The organism is Phenylobacterium sp. LjRoot97 (genome assembly GCF_964254345.1).
GTDB lineage: Bacteria > Pseudomonadota > Alphaproteobacteria > Caulobacterales > Caulobacteraceae > Phenylobacterium.
This window is the reverse complement of record NZ_CAXUTH020000001.1, coordinates 342,598-359,142: the sequence shown is the minus strand read 5'-3', so window position 1 is coordinate 359,142 and position 16,545 is coordinate 342,598. Positions and strand designations below refer to the sequence as shown.

General features: G+C 69.7%; 17 protein-coding genes. 8 read left to right on the top strand and 9 right to left on the bottom strand.

Annotated features, from left to right (window positions below; genetic code table 11):
- The first annotated feature begins 43 nt into the window (after positions 1-43).
- Entirely contained in the window at positions 44-1,126 is a 1,083-nt protein-coding gene (locus ACSQ2H_RS01770; protein WP_436059760.1) for a GDSL-type esterase/lipase family protein, read from the top strand.
- Here ACSQ2H_RS01770 and ACSQ2H_RS01765 read toward each other — a convergent pair.
- Genes ACSQ2H_RS01765 through ACSQ2H_RS01755 form a run of 3 tightly spaced genes read right to left on the bottom strand, consistent with a single transcriptional unit; the run spans position 1,104 to position 3,179 of the window.
- Positions 1,104-2,498: a D-arabinono-1,4-lactone oxidase gene (locus ACSQ2H_RS01765; protein ID WP_436059759.1), complete on the bottom strand. Its 1,395-nt coding sequence runs from the start codon at positions 2,496-2,498 to the stop codon at positions 1,104-1,106. The genes ACSQ2H_RS01770 and ACSQ2H_RS01765 overlap by 23 nt on opposite strands.
- On the bottom strand, positions 2,495-2,845 hold the full coding sequence (locus ACSQ2H_RS01760; RefSeq protein ID WP_436059758.1) for a c-type cytochrome: 351 nt from the start codon (positions 2,843-2,845) through the stop codon (positions 2,495-2,497). The genes ACSQ2H_RS01765 and ACSQ2H_RS01760 overlap by 4 nt, the downstream gene beginning before the upstream one ends.
- Before the next feature lie 22 nt (positions 2,846-2,867).
- A complete protein-coding gene (locus tag ACSQ2H_RS01755; protein ID WP_436059757.1) occupies positions 2,868-3,179 on the bottom strand; it encodes a GNAT family N-acetyltransferase in 312 nt (103 codons plus the stop codon).
- Between the two features lie 174 nt (positions 3,180-3,353).
- On the opposite strand from ACSQ2H_RS01755, the gene ACSQ2H_RS01750 reads away from it, so the two are divergent.
- Complete coding sequence (locus tag ACSQ2H_RS01750; RefSeq protein ID WP_436059756.1) at positions 3,354-3,557, top strand: DUF2061 domain-containing protein; 204 nt, start codon at positions 3,354-3,356, stop codon at positions 3,555-3,557.
- A gap of 16 nt (positions 3,558-3,573) precedes the next feature.
- A complete protein-coding gene (locus tag ACSQ2H_RS01745; RefSeq protein WP_436059755.1) occupies positions 3,574-4,035 on the top strand; it encodes a Dps family protein in 462 nt (153 codons plus the stop codon).
- A gap of 7 nt (positions 4,036-4,042) precedes the next feature.
- Here the strand turns inward: ACSQ2H_RS01745 and ACSQ2H_RS01740 are convergent, their stop codons facing one another.
- The 4 genes from ACSQ2H_RS01740 to ybaK form a co-directional block, all read right to left on the bottom strand.
- Positions 4,043-4,756 (bottom strand): GDSL-type esterase/lipase family protein, encoded by a 714-nt coding sequence (locus ACSQ2H_RS01740; RefSeq protein WP_436059754.1) that lies wholly within the window; start codon positions 4,754-4,756, stop codon positions 4,043-4,045.
- A gap of 163 nt (positions 4,757-4,919) precedes the next feature.
- Entirely contained in the window at positions 4,920-7,451 is a 2,532-nt protein-coding gene (locus ACSQ2H_RS01735) for a TonB-dependent receptor (RefSeq protein WP_436059753.1), read from the bottom strand.
- A 233-nt stretch (positions 7,452-7,684) separates the two neighbouring features.
- Positions 7,685-8,299, bottom strand: coding sequence for a TetR/AcrR family transcriptional regulator (locus ACSQ2H_RS01730; RefSeq protein WP_436059752.1), 615 nt, complete (start codon positions 8,297-8,299; stop codon positions 7,685-7,687).
- Positions 8,300-8,419: 120 nt separating this feature from the next.
- A complete protein-coding gene (ybaK, locus tag ACSQ2H_RS01725; RefSeq protein ID WP_436059751.1) occupies positions 8,420-8,890 on the bottom strand; it encodes a Cys-tRNA(Pro) deacylase in 471 nt (156 codons plus the stop codon).
- 202 nt (positions 8,891-9,092) lie between these two features.
- Here ybaK and ACSQ2H_RS01720 point away from each other — a divergent pair, with 202 nt between their 5' ends.
- Together ACSQ2H_RS01720 and ACSQ2H_RS01715 are read left to right on the top strand one after the other, a co-directional pair.
- Positions 9,093-10,487 (top strand): pyridoxal-phosphate dependent enzyme, encoded by a 1,395-nt coding sequence (locus tag ACSQ2H_RS01720; RefSeq protein WP_436059750.1) that lies wholly within the window; start codon positions 9,093-9,095, stop codon positions 10,485-10,487.
- The gene (locus tag ACSQ2H_RS01715) at positions 10,484-11,662 is read left to right on the top strand and encodes a cystathionine gamma-synthase (RefSeq protein ID WP_436059749.1); all 1,179 of its coding nucleotides are present in this window, start codon (positions 10,484-10,486) and stop codon (positions 11,660-11,662) included. The genes ACSQ2H_RS01720 and ACSQ2H_RS01715 overlap by 4 nt, the downstream gene beginning before the upstream one ends.
- Here ACSQ2H_RS01715 and ACSQ2H_RS01710 read toward each other — a convergent pair.
- Positions 11,659-11,913: a hypothetical protein gene (locus tag ACSQ2H_RS01710; RefSeq protein ID WP_183776135.1), complete on the bottom strand. Its 255-nt coding sequence runs from the start codon at positions 11,911-11,913 to the stop codon at positions 11,659-11,661. The two genes, ACSQ2H_RS01715 and ACSQ2H_RS01710, sit on opposite strands and share 4 nt — an antisense overlap.
- A 69-nt stretch (positions 11,914-11,982) precedes the next feature.
- Positions 11,983-13,602 carry an amidohydrolase gene (locus ACSQ2H_RS01705; RefSeq protein ID WP_436059748.1) on the bottom strand — a complete coding sequence of 540 codons (1,620 nt, stop codon included), beginning with the start codon at positions 13,600-13,602 and terminating at the stop codon, positions 11,983-11,985.
- A gap of 156 nt (positions 13,603-13,758) precedes the next feature.
- Between ACSQ2H_RS01705 and ACSQ2H_RS01700 the strand changes: the two genes are divergently transcribed.
- Genes ACSQ2H_RS01700 through ACSQ2H_RS01690 form a run of 3 tightly spaced genes read left to right on the top strand, consistent with a single transcriptional unit; the run spans position 13,759 to position 16,539 of the window.
- Positions 13,759-14,094 (top strand): hypothetical protein, encoded by a 336-nt coding sequence (locus tag ACSQ2H_RS01700; protein WP_436059747.1) that lies wholly within the window; start codon positions 13,759-13,761, stop codon positions 14,092-14,094.
- Positions 14,095-14,146: 52 nt separating this feature from the next.
- Positions 14,147-15,376: a TolC family protein gene (locus ACSQ2H_RS01695; RefSeq protein ID WP_436059746.1), complete on the top strand. Its 1,230-nt coding sequence runs from the start codon at positions 14,147-14,149 to the stop codon at positions 15,374-15,376.
- A 2-nt stretch (positions 15,377-15,378) separates the two neighbouring features.
- Positions 15,379-16,539, top strand: coding sequence for an efflux RND transporter periplasmic adaptor subunit (locus tag ACSQ2H_RS01690; RefSeq protein WP_436059745.1), 1,161 nt, complete (start codon positions 15,379-15,381; stop codon positions 16,537-16,539).
- The last annotated feature ends 6 nt before the right edge of the window (positions 16,540-16,545 follow it).

Sequence of the window (16,545 nt, the reverse complement as noted above, 5' to 3'; positions counted from 1 at the left end):
CGGCGCCATCCAGCCTAAGCAGGACGCAACAGGGGGAACGCGCATGAAGACGCTGGGACCAGACGAGATCGCGCCGCTGCTGGACGGCCACGTGGATCTGCGCCGCCGCAAGGACTCGCTGCAGCCGCTGCGCCTGCCGGTCGCCGAGCTCGGCTTCTACGACGCCTTCAACCGCTGGGTCGGCTCCTGCGCCACCGCCTGCCGCATCCGCCTACGGACCACGTCGACCCGCATCTGCCTCAGCGGCGCCCAGCGGCTGCTGGACCAGCCGGTCGGCGGCGAGCGGCGCGGCGCCTACGACCTCTTCGTCGACGGCGTCTTCCATGCCCGCGCCTGGGCGCAGGGCGGCGCGACCATCGACCTGGAGAACGGCGCCTTTGTGGGCGACGAGGCCTTTAACCTGACGTTCGCAGGCCTTCCAGCCGGCGAAAAGACGCTGGAGCTGTGGCTGCCCCAGGCCGCCACCGTCTCGATCACCGGGCTGGAGCTGGACGACGGCGCCGGCGCGGTTCCGGTCGCCGACGGCCGCCCCCGCGTGCTGTTCCACGGCAGCTCGATCACCCACTGCCTGGAGGCCGAAGGCGCCAGCGCCGGCTGGCCGGCCGTGGCCGCGGGCCTGGCCGGCCTCGACCACCAAAACCTCGGCTGGGCCGGCTCCTGCCTGCTCTCGGGCCAGGCCGCCCGGATCATCCGCGACGCCCGCGCCGACGCCATCGTCCTGAAGCTCGGGATCAACGTCCACGCCGACGGCCAGCTCAAGGAACGGCCGTTCCTAGATTCCGCCCACGCGATGATCTCGATCATCCGCGAAAAGCACCCGATGACCCCGATCGCGATCGTCTCGCCGATCTACTCGCCCGGCCGCGAGGACGTGAGCCCGGGCGGCGGCCCGTCGCTGATCCGGATGCGTGAGCTGCTGCAGGACGTCGTCGCCGCCCGGATCGCGGCCGGCGATGCGCAGGTTCGCTATCTCGACGGTCTGTCGCTGTTCGGCGCGGCCGATGCGCACCTGCTGCCCGACGACCTGCACCCCAACACCGAGGGCTATCGGCTGATGGGCGAGCGCTTCCATGCCCTCGCCCTCAGCGGCCCTAGCGCCCTGGTCAGACCCCCAGCAGCGACTTGAGGTAGGGGTTCAGCAGCCGGCCCTGCGGGTCCAGCCGCGCGCGCGCCGCCAGGAAGTCGTTCCAGTTCGGATAGAGCAGCGCCAGCTCGCGCGCCTTCAGGCTGTGCAGCTTGCCCCAATGCGGCCGCCCGCCGTACTTCAGGAAGATCGGCTGGATCAGGTCGAACAGGAAGTCGTAGGCGTCCTTGTAGTGGCAGTGCACGGCGATCGAACCGCGCGGCCCGCCCTGGAACGGTGAGAGCCAGGCGTCGTCGGCGGCGATGCGGCGGACTTCGATCGGGAAGAAGACGTCGGGCCGCTTGGCCTCGATCGTCGCCATCACCTCCTTCAGCGCGGTCAGATGGTTCTCCACCGGGATGTGGAATTCCATCTCGTTGAAGCGCACCGGCCGCTCGGTGGAGAGCAGCTTCCAGCCCTCGTCGATCGCCTCCTCCGGCTTGGCCGAACCGAGCAACGCCTTGGCGGCGGTCTTGCGCAGCGGGGTCGAGAACCGGGTCAGGTTGCGCAGTTGCTTGAGCACCTCGAGCAGGGCCGTGTCGGTGTCCGGCCCGCGCGGGATCGCCGGCGCATCGGTCTCGTCGTGGGTGACGTTGGCCGCCAGGTCGGTGAACGGAACGGCGAAGAACTCGTAGTTGCGATGCCGGGCCCAGCGCTCCTCGGCCTTGGCCAGAGTGTCTTCGAAGGGCTCGACGAACACCTTGCGGTGCAGGCGGCGGTTGGCGCTGGTCGCCAGCCGGACCTGGGTGATCACCCCCAGCGCCCCCAGCGACACCCGCGCTGCGTTGAAGACGTCCGCGTTCCGGGTCGCGTCGCAGTCGATTAGCTCGCCCGTCGCCGTCGCGAGCCGCAGGGCGACGACGTCGCCATGGATCGCCTTGATCGTGGCCCCCGTGCCGTGGGTGGCGGTGCCCAGGCAGCCGCCCAGCGACTGCTTGTTGATGTCGGGCAGGTTGGCCATCGCCCGGCCGCGCTCGGCCAGGGCCGGCCCCAGCGCGCCCAGCCGCATGCCGGCGCGGACCACCGGCTGGTCGCCCTCCCAGCGCTCGATCCCGGCCAGGCCGTCGAGGGTCATCAGCGTGCCGGAGGTCGGAACCAGACCTGTGAACGAGTGCCCGGCCCCCACGACCCGCACCGGCGCGACCGACGTCTGCAGGACCTGGACGACCTCGGCCTCGGTCTTCGGCGCGCTGCGCACGGCCGGATAGGCGTGCTCGGTCCCCGACCAGTTGCGCCACAGCAGATGCTTGTCCGCGTCCATGCTGGGCGGAGCCGCCGGCTCGGGCTTGTCGCGGGCGGCGAGATAGACCCCGCCCCCGGCGGCGGCGAGCACCCCGGCCGACCCGGCCAGCAGGACGGTGCGGCGCGAGATCACGACTTGCCCTCCTGGCCGGCCATGAAGCGGGTCAGGGCCTTGAAGTCGTCGGGCGTGCAGGCCGCGCATTGGCCCAGCGCTGGCATCGCCTTGTAGCCCTGCACCACGTGGTCGAGCAGCACGTCCTCGCCCTGCTTCCAGCGCGGCGCCCAGGCCTTGGCGTCATGCACCAGCGGCGCGCCGGAGTCGGCGACGACGTGGCAGGCTTTGCAGCTGTCGGCATAGAGCTGGGCCAGTCGGGGGTCGGCGGGGGCGAGCGCGGCCGGGTCGGCGGGCGGTCCGGCGGGCGGCGCGCACGCGGCCAGCAGCAGGCCGCCGGCGGCGGCCAGATAGGCGATGGACTTCAAGCGTCTCCCCCCAAGGCGACTTTCAGATCTTGAGCGCGGCCCGGTAACCCGGGTGCACCAGGTCGTGATACTCCGGATGGCGCTGGATGTATGCCGAGACGAAGGGGCAGACCGGGATCACCAGCTCGCCCCGCTGGCGCACGAACTCCATCGCCGTGCGGACCAGCGCGCCGCCCACCCCCTGGCCCTCGAAAGCCGGCGGCACCTCGGTGTGGGGGAACAGCACGCCCGTGGCCAGCAGCCGGTACTCCGCAAAGGCGACCTCGTCGCCCAGCCGCACCTCGAAGCGGCCCGCCGCCTCGTTGTTCACGACCTTCAGGTCCTCGCCGCTCATACCGTACTCCAAACTGACTGGCGGCCAGGACACCACGCTCCGGCGTCGCAGGCAAACGCGTGGGAGGCGGCCATAAGCCCCCGGCGCCTTCGATAAGATTTTGTGATTGAGGGAAGACTTTTCATAAGGCCGATCCGCGATATATTGCGAACAACTCGCAATAAGGCACATATCATGCGCACCGCCAAGAAAACCCTGAGCTACAGCGTGATGCACCTGACGGTGGCGATCACCGTCGCCTATGTCCTGACCCGCGACTGGCGGGCGGCGCTGGCCATCGGGATGATCGAGCCGGTCTTCCAGACGATCGCCTTCGCGATCCACGAACGCGTCTGGGCGCGGATCGGCGCGCCGAGCCCAGCCGCCGTAGAAGCCTAGAGGAGAGGTAACACCGATGACCAACACCGGACCCACCGCCAAGGACCGCAAGGCGGTCGCCGAAGGTCTGGCCAAGCTGCTGGCCGACACCTACGCCGTCTACCTGAAGACCCACGGCTACCACTGGAACGTTCGCGGCCCGAACTTCTCGCAGCTGCATACGCTGTTCATGGCCCAGTACTCCGAGATGTGGACCGCCATCGACGAGGTGGCCGAGCGCATCCGCGCGCTGGGCGAGCTCGCCCCGCAGGGTTATGGCGCGTTCGGCAACCTGTCCTCGATCAAGGACGGCGATCCGTCCAAGGGCGCCGAGGAGATGCTGAAGGACCTGATCGCCAGCCAGGAGACCCTGGTCGGCACGCTCTATGCGATCCTGCCCCTGGCCCAGCAGGCGGGCGACGAGGTCAGCGCCAGCCTGATCTCCGACCGGCTGACCGCGCACGAGAAGCACGTCTGGATGCTGCGCTCGTCGCTCTAGGCGGCCGTCAGGGCTTGGCGGATGCAGAACTGCGGCACGCAGGCCGGTCCGCCTTCATTTCGCGTTCCATCACCGGCCGCACGGCCTTGGTCCAGATCGCGTAGCCGGCGCTGTTCATATGCAGCCCGTCGGAGACGAACAGGTCTTTGGGATGGCCGTCGGCGCCCATCATCGGCGGCACGACGTCGATGTAGACAAAGTCCTTGCGGCCCTTCATCTGCGCCTTGATCTTGGCGTTGACGGCGCTCTGGTCGAGGATCTGGCGCTCACGCGCCTGCGACGGCTTCAGCGAGATGAAGTAGACCGGCGTCGAGGCGCCGAGCTTATCGCTCTTCAGCTTCATGAACCGACCGAAGTCCTCGGCCACCGAGTCCCGAGACTCGCCGGCGTTCAGGTCGTTCTCGCCGGCGTAGAACACCACGGCCCGTGGCCGGTAGCGTCCGACGACCTGGTCGAAGTGGGCGTTGACGTCCGAGATCTCCGCCCCGCCGAAGCCGCGGTTGATCACCGGGATCGAGCCCATGTCCTGACTGAGATTGGTCCAGAGCCTGATCGTCGAGGATCCCGTGAACACGATCTTGCAGGGCGGCTGCGGCGCGGCCTTGTCCTGCGCGGCGAAGGCTTCCATCTCGGCGGTGAACCGGCCGCCGGCCGCGGCGGCGCTCGAGGGCGCCACAGCCAGGGCTGCGGCGGCGGACAAGGCGATCAACCGAACCAGCATGGCGCTCACTCCCCCGAGGAGCCCCGCCGACCATCGTTCTGCGAGCGGGACCTTATGGCTAATGCTGCGAGATTGGCGCCGATTCAAGGCGGCGGCCACGCTTGAAACGACAAAGGCGCTGCGGTCTCCCGCAGCGCCTTGCCGTTCCGGAGCCTGACGGCCCTTAGAAGCGGTACTGGAATTCCACGCCGTAGGTGCGCGGGAAGTTCAGCTTCACGGTGCGGCGGTAGTCGCCGAGCGGGGTGAGGCTGGTCGGGGTGGAGCTCTGATAGGCCACCTCGTCGAAGGCGTTCTTCACGTAGCCGATGACGGTGAAGCGGTCCTGGCCGTCCTTCCACAGCGCCCGGAAGTCGACGATCTCGTTCGCCGGGGCGGTGTAGTTGTCTTGGCCGAACACGGCGGTCTGCATGTCGTCGGTGTAGGTGTAGGTGCCACCGAGGGTCAGGCTGCCGGCGTCGAAGTTGAAGGTGTAGTTGGCGCCGAGGTTGAGCTTGTTCTCCGGCGTCATCGGCAGGCGGTTGCCTTCCAGGTTCTGCGTCCGGGCCGCGGCCGTGCCGCCGACCGGCTTGGCGCCGGCCTTGGAGGCGGTCGGGTCGTTGACGTCGACGAAGCAGCAGCCGTTCGTCACTTCCGCGTTGATGTACGCGTAGCTGGCGAAGAGCATCAGGTTGTCGATCGGCGCCCACTGGCCTTCCAGTTCGACACCCCAGTTGCGGGCGTCGAGGTTCAGGAACTGGGTGCCGGTGGTCGAGCCGCTGATCACGACCCGCAGCGGCGCCTGGAAGCCTTGGTAGTCGGCGTAGAAGATCGCCGAGTTCAGCTGGAAGCGACCACCGATCGTCTTCTTCAGACCGACCTCGTAGTTGTTGACGTACTCCGGATCGGCGTACGGCACCGGGGTCAGGCCGTTCGAGGCGAGCCAGCCGCCCGACTTGTAGCCGCGGCTGTAGCGGGCGTAGGCGTTGGTGTCGCCGTCCGGCTGCCACTGGACGCCGAGCGTGCCGGTCCAGGCGTCGTAGTCGGCCTTGAGGTCGCGGATCAGACCGCCGCCTTGGGCTTCACGCAGGTTGGCGTATTGCGGCAGGGCGGTGCAGGAGGCGAGCGTGGCGCCGCCGCAGACCACGAAGGTGGTGAAGTCGAGCGCGATGCCCTGGCCGACCGCCGCCGGGATGCCGGCGAACTGCTGCAGCAGGGTGGTCGTCGTCGGGCTACGCGAGACGTAGCGCGCGAAGTCGGTCCCGGACTTTTCGTCGACCGAGTAGCGGAGGCCGGCGGTCAGGGTCCAGTTCTCGGCGAACTCGTAGTCGATCTGGCCGAACGCCGCGTAGGAGTTCACTTCCAGGCTGCCGTCGACGAACAGGTAGTTGCCGTTCGGGTTCGGCGCGGCCGGACGGCCGGTGGCCAGGCTCAGCGGCGCCTGCATCGCGGCATCGCCGAGCACGCGCAGGCCCTGCGGCTGCGAGTACTCTTGATGGTACTGGTAGAGACCGACGATCCAGTGCAGCGGGCCGTCCGAGTTGGACGACAGGTTGATCTCGTTCGACCACCACTTCTGCTTCTCGGTGTAGAAGAAGCGCTCGTTCGGCGAGACGTTGGTCGCGGTGTAGGCGCCGAACGGGGTCGCGGTCGGGATGCTGAACAGGCCCTGGCGGGACGAACGGTCTTCATCGCCGTTGGTGTTGTAGGTGTAGGCCTGATAGCCGGCCAGGTACTTCAGCGTCGCGCCGCCGAGATCCCAGGTCAGGTCGAAGTGCAGACGATTGTGGTTGGAGAGCTTGCCCTCCATCGTCTGGTCCATGTTGATCTTGTAGGGATCGTTGATGGACGGATTGACCCCGGTGTAGCCGAAGGTCGGGTTGTAGTAGAGTGCGCTGTTTTCCAGGCCGGTCGGCGAGCGGGTGTCGTAGGGCGTGATGACCGCTTCGTGGATGTTGCCGACGCCGTAGCTGTCGTCCCAGTCGAACTTCGTATAGCGCAGACGGGCGGTGATGTTCTCGCCGAGGTCGGCTTCGAGCTGGGCTTCGACCAGATAGCGCTTCAGGGCGCTGGTGTCGCCGCCGGGGCCGATGTTCTCGATGAAGCCTTCGTCGCGGCGCTCGACCGAGCCGCCGAGCAGGAAGCGCAGGCCGTCGGTGATCGGACCGGTGACCAGGGCGTCGGTGCGCCACGAGCCGTAGTTGCCGACCGCGCCGCGGACTTCGCCTTGGAACTCGTCGCTCGGACGCTTGCCGATGATGTTCAGCGCGCCGCCGATCGAGTTACGGCCGTAGAGGGTGCCCTGCGGGCCGCGCAGGATTTCGGTCCGCTCGATGAACAGCGACGGCGTCGACGAGTCGGCCATCGAGTTCGAGAAGATGCCGTCCGAGTAGAGCGCCACCGACGGGTCGGTGCCGATCGCGTTGGTCAGGCGGCCGAAGCCCCGGATCGAGAGACGGTCGTTGTTGGTGTAGGCGACGCTCGGCGTGACGCGGGCCAGATCCTCGACGGTGGCGACGCCCATGAGGTCGCGCTTTTCCGAGGTGTAGGCGGTCACCGCAACCGGCACGTCCTGCAGGCTCTGCTCCCGCTTTTCAGCGGTGACGACCAGTTCCTCGATGGTGAAGGCGTCTTGGGCCGCGGCCTGAGTGGCGGCGGACATGGCCGCGACGGACGCGCCCATGATGAAGAGACTGCGCAGACGCAGCGGTTGAAACATGTGTTACCTCCCAGCCAGACGCGGGCGTTTAGCCGCCCGTCGCGAGTGCTTAATATTGCTAGGCTGGGTGTCTCGAACGGCGTTCGAATAGAGGGAAAAGCGCCACCGCCGAACTTTCGTCAGCCCTTGTGGCGTAAGGGCCGCGCCGCGTCAGCCGCACGAATGTGCAATGCGGCAAAAGATACTGGTTATTCAAACACATGGGTCGAGCTCGCCTCTACGGCGAGCTGACGCTACGGCGCCCTCACCGGCCCGGAAATCAGCGCCTCGAGCCCGCGCACGGCCGATTCCATCGTCTCGTCTTCAGGGCCCTGGCCGGGCGTGCCGCGCGACAGCGCCATCGCCGCGATGCCGCGTCCCCAGGCCCAGATCGCGTCGGCGATCTTGCCCGCGAGGTCGGTCGAATGCTGTTCTTCGAAGTCGGCGATGATGGCCGCGCGCGAGATGGCGCAGGCCTCGGCCTCGGCGGCCGCCACGTCCTCGCGCCGGCCGGCGTCGAGCGCCTCGTACATCAGGACATAGAGCTCGGGCTTCTGGCGCAGGAAGCTCAGATAGGCCCCTCCGGTCGAGCGCAGCCCGCCCTCGTGCCCATGCGACTCGTAGGCGGCCCGCATGGCGTCCGAGAGCTGGCGGAAGCCGTCGACCGCCAGACCCGCCAGCAGGGCGGCCTTGTCGGCGTAGTGATAATAGACCGTGCCCGGCGCTACGCCGGCGCGATCGGCGATGGCGCGCAGCGACAGGCCGGCGCGCCCGCTCTCCTGCAGAATCTCACGCGCTGCCGCCAGAAGTTGTCCGCGGACATTCCCCACGTGATAGGTGCGCCGCCGCTCGAGGCTCACCGCCGTCATGACGCCCATCTCATCGCAAACATTGCGGCGGCCCGACGCACTACGAAAGGCCGCACTCCCCGTCGACCAAAGTTATCGACGCTAACTTAAGGCCCTATCCGCGGCATTACGCAACGACAATCAAGTCAGGACCGCTACCTTGGCTGGTAGTGCGACCAAAAGGTCAGACGGCGCCAGCCGCACCTGCAACCCGCGCTGGCCGCCATTGACGAACACCTTCTCATGGTCGAGCGCGGCCTCGTCGATCACCGTCGGGACCGGCCGCTTCTGGCCGAACGGGCTGACCCCGCCGACCCGATAGCCGGTGACGCGCTCGGCGTCGGCGGGCTTCATCATCTGTGCGGACTTGCCGCCCACCGCCGCGGCGAGCTTCTTCATCGCCACCTCCTGGTCCGAGGCCAGCACCGCGCAGACCGGCTTGCCGTCGACCAAGGTCATCAAGGTCTTGAGCACCTGGGCGGGATCGACCCCGAGACTCTCCGCCGCCTGCAGCCCGACCCGCGGCGCGTCGGGATCGTAGTCGTAGGCGTGCAGCTCGTAGGCGATCTTGGCCTTGTCGAGCGCGAGGGTGGCGGGGGTGGTCTTGGCCATGGCCCGCTTTAGCGCCGCGGGCCCTCGCTGCGAAGCGCCAGCTTCGCCGCGACCGGGGATCGTTTTCGCCATTGGCCGGCGCAGCGGCGACGAACGCTCCGCCCGCATCTAGGCGACGCAGGAAAATCGCCCATATGCTTCAGGGCATGGCGCGGAAATCGACCTCCGGGCGTTTCTGCTGAAAGGCCTCCAGGAGCCGTTCATGACCGCAGACCCGCGCAAGCTTGCGCCGCCCGCCAGCTCGGCCCTCGAACTGATCGGCGACACGCCGATGCTCGAGCTGATCGGCTTCGACACCGGCCCCTGCCGGTTGTTCGTGAAGCTTGAGAGCGCCAACCCCGGCGGCTCGATCAAGGACCGCATCGCCCGCTCGATGATCGAGGCCGCAGAGGCGGACGGCTCGCTGGCGCCGGGCGGGACCATCGTCGAAGCCACCGCCGGCAACACCGGACTGGGCCTGGCCCAGGTCGGCGTCTTGAAGGGCTACAAGATCCTGCTGGTCGTGCCTGACAAGATGAGCCGCGAGAAGATCCAGCACCTGCGGGCGCTCGGCGTCGACGTGCGCATCACCCGCTCCGACGTCGGCAAGGGCCACCCCGAATACTACCAGGACATGGCCCAGCGACTGGCCGCCGACATCCCGGGCGCGATCTACATCAACCAGTTCGCCAACCCGGCCAATCCGAAGGCGCACGAGACCACCACCGGCCCGGAGATCCTGGCGCAGATGGAGGGCGACCTCGACGCCATGGTCGTCGGCGTCGGCTCGGGCGGCACCCTCACCGGCCTGGGCCGTTTCTTCGCCAAGGCCTCGCCGAAGACCAGGATGGTGCTGGCCGATCCCGAGGGTTCGATCCTCGCGCCGCTGGTCAACACCGGCGAAACCATCGAACCCGGCTCCTGGGTGGTCGAGGGCATCGGCGAGGACTTCGTGCCCGACAACTGCGACCTGTCGCTGGTGTCGCGCGCCTACACCATTCCCGACGCCGAGAGCATCGCCGCCGCGCGGCTGATGCTCGCCAAGGCCGGGGTGCTGGGCGGCTCCTCCTCCGGCACGCTGCTGGCCGGCGCCCTGCGCTACTGCCGGGAACAGACCGAGCCCCAGCGGGTCGTCACCCTGGTCTGCGACACCGGCGCCAAGTACCTGTCGAAGGTCTACAACGACAGCTGGCTGGCCGAGCAGGGGCTGGCCCAGCGCAGCCTGCACGGCGACCTTCGCGACCTCATCGTCCGCTCGGCCAACAACGGCGGCGCCGTCGTCGTCGGTCCTGAAGACACCTTGCTGACCGCCTACAACCGCATGCGCCAGGCCGACGTCAGCCAGCTGCCGGTGCTCGACGACGGCCGGCTGATCGGGCTGATCGACGAGAGCGACCTCCTGGAGGCCATCGAGGACTCCAAGCCCGACAAGCGGTTCTCCCAACCGGTGGCGACGGCCATGACCGCCAAGCTCGACACCCTGCAGGCTGACGCGCCGCTCGACGCCCTGCTCCCAGTCTTCGAGAAGGATCAGGTGGCCATCGTTCTGGATGGTCGCGAATTCGTCGGGCTGATCACCCGCATCGACCTCATCAACTATCTGCGGCGGGCTGCGTGACCCAGGACAACACCGGAAAGAACCGCTTGGAGTTTTCCACGCGGGTGATCCACGGCGGCCAGTCCGTCGACCCGACCACCGGGGCGGTGATGCCGCCGATCTATGCGACCTCGACCTACGCCCAGACCAGCCCGGGCGAGCACAAGGGCTTCGAGTATTCCCGCAGCCAGAACCCCACCCGCTTCGCCTTCGAGCGGGCCATCGCCGACCTGGAGAGCGGAACGCGCGGCTACGCCTTCGCCTCCGGCCTGGCGGCGATCTCGACCTTCCTGGAGGTCCTCGACGCCGGCTCGCACGTGATCGCCAGCGAGGATCTCTACGGCGGCTCGTTCCGGCTGTTCGACAAGGTCCGCAAGCGCACCGCCGGCCTGGAGTTCAGCTTCGTCGACATGAGCGACCTGGCCGCCGTCGAGGCGGCGATCAGGCCCAACACCAAACTGCTTTGGGTCGAGACCCCGACCAATCCGCTGCTGCGGCTGGCCGACCTGGAAGCGCTCGCGCAACTCGGCAGACGGCGCGGCCTGCTGACCGCCGCCGATAACACCTTCGCCAGCCCCTACGTGCAGCGGCCGCTGGAATTCGGCTTCGACGCGGTCATGCACTCGACCACCAAGTATGTCTCAGGCCATTCCGACATCGTCGGCGGCGCCCTGGTGGTCGGCCAGAACAAGGAGCTCGCCGACCAGGTCGGCTTCCTGCAGAACGCGGTCGGGGCGGTGTCCTCGCCGTTCGACTCGTTCCTGGCCCTGCGCGGGGTGAAGACCCTGGCCCTGCGCATGCAGCGCCACTGCGAGAACGGCATGGCCATCGCCCGCTGGCTGGAAGGCCGGCGCGACGTCGCCAAGGTCATCTATCCGGGGCTGGAGAGCCATCCGCAGCACGAGCTAGCTCGGCGCCAGATGAGCGGCGGCTTCGGTGGGATGATCTCGGCGGTGCTGGACCGCGACCTCGCCGGCACGGTGCGGATGCTGGAACGCACCCGACTGTTCACGCTCGCCGAAAGCCTGGGCGGGGTGGAGAGCCTGATCGAGCATCCGGCGATCATGACCCACGCCTCGATCCCGGCCGAGACTCGGGCCCGGATCGGCATCGCCGACGGCCTGATCCGCCTGTCGGTCGGGATCGAGGACGCCGGCGACCTGATCGCCGACCTGGAGCAGGCCCTGGCCGGCTAGTGACCCTGGTGGGCGGCCTTGTAGGCGGTGTCCCAGGCGACGAACTCGGGGCCGTCGATCTTGCCGTTCTTGTCCTTGTCCGCCTTGGCGAACTCGTCGGCGGGAAGCTTGTAGGCCACCCACTCGGTCTTATCGATCCGGTCGTCCTTGCTGGTGTCGGCCGGGTGGATGAAGCGGCCTTCGGCGGCGAAGGCCATGCCGGTCGAGCCCGCAAGGGCGGCGGCGGCGAGGATGAGGCTGGTCAGACGCATACGGGTCCTCCTGTTACGGAGGCGGAGGCTGGCCACGGCTCATGGCGAAAATGAGCCGCGGCCTCTGCGTCAGTCGACGCGCGTGCCTTTCGGCGGCGTCAGTTCGGTCGGCGGCCACTTGATCCCGAGCTGGTCGAGATATGTCGGGTAGCGCTCGGCGTCGTAGTAGAACGGCGCCATCTGCGGCCTGAACTTGGCCATGACATCGGTGTTGATCTCGATCGGCGGCTTGTCGTCCGGGCCGATCATCGGAACGTACTTCTGGTCCTTGGTCTGGACGTTGACGAAGTAGTCCTTGGCCTGGCGGCGCAGCTCCGGCTTGGTCAGCACGTCGACCATGGTCATCGCCACCACCTTGGAACCGGCGACCACGCCCTTGTGGGCGATCGGCGTGGCCATCGAGATCGCGTTCGACCAGTGGTGCCCAGGCAGGTCGGGGATGTTCGACGGATAGACCACGGTGATGGTCGGCAGCGTCCAGGAGATGTCGCCGATGTCGTCCGACCCGCCGCTCTCGGGCTTCTCGGCCGGCGGCGCCATCTTGTCGAGCTCGGTCGCCAGCCCCTTCTCCTTGGAGCCGAGGTTCTTCTGCACCGCCTTGGCGAAGGTCTGCTCCTCGGGCGTCCACTTCGGCAGCCCGACCTTGTCGATATTGGCCTTGGCGGCTTCCGCCAGCGGTCGGTTGAAGTGGCGCGGCGCGGCCGTGCCCAGCACTCGGCGCTCCATGGTGGTGTCGGTCATCTTGGCCGCGGCCTCGGCGATGGTGTCGCCGATCTCGAAGCTCTTCTTGATGCCGTCGAAGGTTTGTTCGCGGAAGTAGTACCAGACCGTGGCCTTGGACGGCACGACGTTGGGCTGGTCGCCGCCGTCGGTGATCACGTAATGCGAACGCTGCTCGGGCCGCAGATGCTCGCGGCGCATGTTCCAGCCCATGTTCATCAGCTCGACGGCGTCCAGCGCGCTGCGCCCGCGCCACGGCGCTCCGGCCGAGTGCGCCGACGCGCCGTGGAAATTGTACTCCACCGACACCAGGCCGGTGCCCGATGTCGCGCCCCAGGCGGTCGCCAGGTTCGAGCCGACATGGGTGAAGATCGCCACGTCGGCGCCTTTGAACACCCCGTCGCGAACCATGTAGGCCTTGCCGCCCAGCAGCTCCTCGGCGACGCCCGGCCACAGCATCAGCGTGCCGGCGATATTCTGCTTCTCCATCAGGTCCTTGACCGCCAGAGCGGCGACGACGTTCAGCGCCTGGCCGGAGTTGTGGCCTTCGCCATGGCCCGGCGCGCCCTCGACCAGCGGCTCGTGCCAGGGCACGCCCGGCTTCTGCGAGGCTTTCGGGATGCCGTCGATGTCGCTGCCCAGCACGATGACCGGGCCGCCCACGCCATGCGTCCAGGTCGCGGTCCAGCCGGTCGGCAGGCCAGCGACGCCGCGCTGGATGGTGAAGCCGTTCTTCTCCAGCACGCCGGTGACGTACTTCGAGGTCTCCACCTCCTGGAAGGCCAGCTCGCCGTAGGAGAAGATCTGGTCGTTCATCTGCTGGGCCAGCTTGGCCCGGCTCTCGACCCCGGCGGCGGCCTGCGCCTTCAGGCCCGCCACCTTGCCGGCCGGAACCCCCTGGGCCAGCGCCGCCGGCGCAGCCGAACACAGCAGACCGGCCATGGCGGCCGCCGTCATCAACGCACGCATACACATCCCCCCAACGTCACATTCGTTCGCCGACAAGAGGCGCCAGAACGCTCGCGCTGGGAAGCCCCCCAAGCGTCATGGACCGCCTCGCAAATAGCACTTGCTTCTACAGCCGCTGTAGGATGCACAGGCTGCACCATGATCGGGCGACGGCTCATGGACGACTGGCGAGGCGCCGGGGCGATGCTCGCCCTGCTGGCGATCCTGCTGTTCGTGACGCTGTCCGGGCCCAGCCATGCCGAACCGCTCGCCGACCTCGCCGCTCCGGCCTCGGCCAGCGCCCACCACGCCGGCGACGGCGACCCCGACGCCGCCCATCATGCGCCGGGCGCCCACTGCGCCACCCATTGCGCCGGCCATGTCGCCCCGCCGGTGTTGGCCATCACCGAACTCGACGCCCACGCCGGCACGAAAGGCCGGCGACGTCCGGCCGACGACGCCGACCACACGACCCTGAGCTCTGCGCCTCCGACCCGACCTCCCGCGGCCTGACGGCTTCGCGCGCCGACGCGCGCTTCCGTCCTGTCCGTTTCCGGAGATCCCAATGCCTCCCCATCACGCCCGTCTGGCGGCCCTGTTGGCCGTGGGCGGCCTGGCGTGCGCCGGCCCGACCCTGGCCGCGCCCGCCCCTCCCTTCCAGGACCTGCTGGCCCAGTCCGCCCAGGCGCCGCGCCGCGCTGAAAGCCAGGCCCAGGTCGCCGCCGCCCAGGGCCGCCTCGACCAGGCCGGCGCCTGGCGCAATCCCGAGCTGTCGCTCGACGTCGAGAACTTCGCGGGCAAGGGCCCGATGCAGGGCCTCGACTCCGCCGAGACCACGCTGTCGCTCAGCCAGACCCTTGAGCTCGGCGGCAAGCGCGGCGCGCGCATCGACGGCGCGCGGAGGGATCTCGATCTGGCCCGCGCCCACGACGCCCAGGCCCGGGCCGACTACGCCGCCGCCCTGGCGGTCGGCTACGCCGAGGCTGAGGCCGCCGAGCTGCGCACGGGCCAAGCCCGAGAACTGCTGGACGCCGCCCAGAGCGACGCCCGCGCCGCCGACCTGCTCGTCGAAGCCGGCAAGGAAGCGCGCCTGCGCGGCCTGCAGGCCAAAGCCGACGCCCAAGCCGCCCAGGCCGGGCTCGACCAGGCCCTGGCCGCCCGCGACGCCGCCTTCGGCCGCCTGTCGGCCCAGGCCGGATCGGCCGAGGCGTTCGACTCCCTCACCTCCAGCCTGCTGTCGGCCGACGCCGCCATCGACGCTGCGCCCGCCGACACTCCGGCGGTTCTGGCCGCCCAGGCCGAACGCGACAGCGCTGCGGCCAAGGTCCGGGTCGAGCAACTGCAGTCCCGTCCCGACCTCACCGTCTCGGCCGGCGTGCGCCGCTTCGCCGGCGACGACTCCACGGCCATGGTCGCCGGCGCCGCGCTGCCGTTGCCATTGTTTGACCGCAACCGCGGCGCCACGGCCGCCGCCCGCGCCGAGCTGACCGCGGCCGAGGCGAGGTTGGCCCAGGCGCGGCTCGACGCCGCCGCCGACATGGCCGCGGCCCGCTCCCAGGCCCGCAGCGCAGGCGCCCAGGCCAGCGCCGCAGCCGCCGGCGAAGCCGCGGCCGCCGAGGCCTACCGGCTGGCGCGGATCGGCTATGAGGCCGGCCGCCTGCCGCTGCTCGAACTCACCGCCGCACGCCGCGCCCTGGCCGCCGCGCGCCTGCAGACGCTGGAGGCCCGCCTGGCCCGCGTCCGCGCCCTGGCCGAGGCCGCGCGCCTGGCCGGCAAGACCCCTTTCGGAGCGTGATGATGCTGCTCAGCAAACGAAACCTGCTCACCGGCGTGGCGATCGCCGCCGCCCTTGCCGCCGGCTACGGCCTGGCCACGTTCCGCGCCGCCCCGGCCGACGCACACGGCGAGGAAGCTCATGGTGAGGAGGGCCACGCCGAAGAAAAGGGCGGTGAGGAAGGCTTCATCGCCCTGCCCGCCGACCGGGCCGCCGCCGCCGGCGTCGCCGTCGTCACCGTCGGCCGCGGCGGTGGTTCCGACATCCGCCTGACCGGCCGCGTCGAGGCTGCGCCCGACGCCCGCGCCGTGGTCGCTGCTCCGGTCTCGGGCGTCGTCGAACGCGTCCTGCTCTCGCCCGGCGCCCAGGTCACCGCCGGCGGCGGGGTGGTCGTGATCCGCAGCGCCGACGGCGCCAGCGTCCGCGCCGAAGCCGCCGCCGCATCGGCAGAGGCCGGGGCCGCCCGCGCCGCCCTTGCCCGCGAGGAGCGGCTGCTAAAGGCCGGCGTCACCGCCCAGCAGGACTGGGAAGCCGCCCGCGCCGCCTCGGTCCGCGCCAGCGCCCAGGCCGCCGCAGCCCAGGCCCGCGCCGCCGCCTCCGGCTCGCCCGGCGCCGGCGGCCAGGCCACCCTGCGCAGCCCGATCGCCGGGCTGGTCACCAGCGTCCAGGTCGCTCCCGGCGGCTTCGTCGCCCAGGGCGCGCCGGTCGCCGAGGTCTCCAACCCCGAACGCCTCGAGGTGGTGTTCAACGTCCCCGCCGACTCGGCCGCCAAGCTCGCGGTCGGCGCCCCGCTGAAGCTGATCGGACCGGACGGCCGCGAAGCGTCCGCCCAGATCGTCGGCATCGCCCCGCTCTCGCAGCTCGCCACCGGCGCGGCCATTGTCCGCGCCCGCCCGACTTCCGGCGCGCTCACGCCCGGCGCGGCGGTCAGCGCCCAGGTCCCGGCCGACGGCAAGGGCCTGCCCAGCGTGCCGTCCGAGGCCGTGCAGACGGTCGAAGGCCGCCAGGTCGTGTTCGTCGTCGAGAGGGACGGCTTCCGCGCCCGCTCGGTCACCGCCGGCCGCTCCGGCGGCGGGCAGACCCAGATCGTCGCCGGGCTGAAGGGCGACGAGCGCGTCGCCGGCCGCGGCGCCTTCGTCCTCAAGGCCGAGCTCGCCAAGGGCGAAGCCGAGCACGGACACTAGGGGGCC

Excerpts from the sequence above, each read along its gene's own strand:
- ACSQ2H_RS01770 (WP_436059760.1), top strand. The coding sequence starts at position 44 with ATGAAGACGCTGGGACCAGACGAGATCGCGCCGCTGCTGGACGGCCAC.
- ACSQ2H_RS01755 (WP_436059757.1), bottom strand. The coding sequence starts at position 3,179 with ATGAGCGGCGAGGACCTGAAGGTCGTGAACAACGAGGCGGCGGGCCGC.
- ACSQ2H_RS01750 (WP_436059756.1), top strand. The coding sequence starts at position 3,354 with ATGCGCACCGCCAAGAAAACCCTGAGCTACAGCGTGATGCACCTGACG.
- ACSQ2H_RS01745 (WP_436059755.1), top strand. The coding sequence starts at position 3,574 with ATGACCAACACCGGACCCACCGCCAAGGACCGCAAGGCGGTCGCCGAA.
- ACSQ2H_RS01740 (WP_436059754.1), bottom strand. The coding sequence starts at position 4,756 with ATGCTGGTTCGGTTGATCGCCTTGTCCGCCGCCGCAGCCCTGGCTGTG.
- ACSQ2H_RS01735 (WP_436059753.1), bottom strand. The coding sequence starts at position 7,451 with ATGTTTCAACCGCTGCGTCTGCGCAGTCTCTTCATCATGGGCGCGTCC.
- ACSQ2H_RS01730 (WP_436059752.1), bottom strand. The coding sequence starts at position 8,299 with ATGACGGCGGTGAGCCTCGAGCGGCGGCGCACCTATCACGTGGGGAAT.
- ybaK (WP_436059751.1), bottom strand. The coding sequence starts at position 8,890 with ATGGCCAAGACCACCCCCGCCACCCTCGCGCTCGACAAGGCCAAGATC.
- ACSQ2H_RS01720 (WP_436059750.1), top strand. The coding sequence starts at position 9,093 with ATGACCGCAGACCCGCGCAAGCTTGCGCCGCCCGCCAGCTCGGCCCTC.
- ACSQ2H_RS01710 (WP_183776135.1), bottom strand. The coding sequence starts at position 11,913 with ATGCGTCTGACCAGCCTCATCCTCGCCGCCGCCGCCCTTGCGGGCTCG.
- ACSQ2H_RS01705 (WP_436059748.1), bottom strand. The coding sequence starts at position 13,602 with ATGCGTGCGTTGATGACGGCGGCCGCCATGGCCGGTCTGCTGTGTTCG.
- ACSQ2H_RS01700 (WP_436059747.1), top strand. The coding sequence starts at position 13,759 with ATGGACGACTGGCGAGGCGCCGGGGCGATGCTCGCCCTGCTGGCGATC.
- ACSQ2H_RS01695 (WP_436059746.1), top strand. The coding sequence starts at position 14,147 with ATGCCTCCCCATCACGCCCGTCTGGCGGCCCTGTTGGCCGTGGGCGGC.
- ACSQ2H_RS01690 (WP_436059745.1), top strand. The coding sequence starts at position 15,379 with ATGCTGCTCAGCAAACGAAACCTGCTCACCGGCGTGGCGATCGCCGCC.